Here is a 951-nt window from a genome sequence, read left to right on the forward strand (position 1 = left end):
GCCACCTTCTCCACCATCAAGGTCGAGTACGTCCACCGTCACCAGTTCCGCACCCGCACCGCAGGGCATTCGCACGAGGTTTGACCGGATGGTCGGTTATGGGGTAGTCACGCCGGTTGTGGTGGTTACGTAGAAGAGCGCGGCCTTCTGGTGATCATTCAGGTGTCTAGGCTGGATGATCGAGAAGGACCGCGCTCGTGGAAGCATCATCGTTGATCGGCGGGTTGTCCGCACGTCTGGGTGGCGTGTCGCCACTTGAGGAGCAGGACGCGCCGGGGTTGTTGCGGGTGTTGGCGCAGGTGCCGGACCCTCGGGACCCGCGAGGCCGGATCCATCCGTTGCCGGGTCTGCTTGCGGTCGCGGTCGCGGCGGTGGTCTCTGGGCAGAGCCGGGTCGTCGAGATCATCGAGTGGGCCGCGGATCTGCCGGACCAGGTATGGGACCGTCTTGGGGCGGCCCGGGACCGGTTCACCGGGGCACGCGGGGTTCCCGACGACAGCACACTGGGTCGGGTCCTGGCCGGTATCGACGCTGACGCCCTGGATGCTGCGGTGTGTCGTTGGCTGATCAGCCGCGCAGGCTCTGGCGGCTCGGGTCGGCGGGTGATCGCCGTTGATGGAAGGACGTTGCGGGGCAGCGGTCCTGCCGGGGCGCAGGTGCATCTGTTCGCCGCCGTGGATCACCGCGAAGGGATTGTTCTGGCTCAGAGCGACGTCGCCGGGAAGACGAACGAGATCACCAGGTTCGTGCCCATGCTGGACACTCTCGACCTGGCCGGGGCGATCATCACGGTGGATGCGTTGCATACCCAACGCGAGCATGCCCGCTGGCTGGTCGAGAAGAAGGCCGGTTACGTCTTCGTCGTCAAAGGCAACCAGAAACGTTTGTACCGGCAGGTCAAAGCCCTGCCATGGGCGAAGATTCCGGTCCTGGGCCAGACCCACGACCGTG

General features: G+C 65.6%; 1 protein-coding gene. It reads left to right on the forward strand.

All coding sequences use genetic code 11. From position 1 onward, the window contains the following. Nucleotides 1-197 precede the first annotated feature (197 nt). The coding region (locus tag ACFHWY_RS28665; RefSeq protein ID WP_416583352.1) for an ISAs1 family transposase at nucleotides 198-951 on the forward strand (754 nt) is incomplete at its 3' end.

The organism is Micromonospora sp. LOL_024, assembly GCF_048060415.1.
Classification (GTDB): domain Bacteria; phylum Actinomycetota; class Actinomycetes; order Mycobacteriales; family Micromonosporaceae; genus Micromonospora.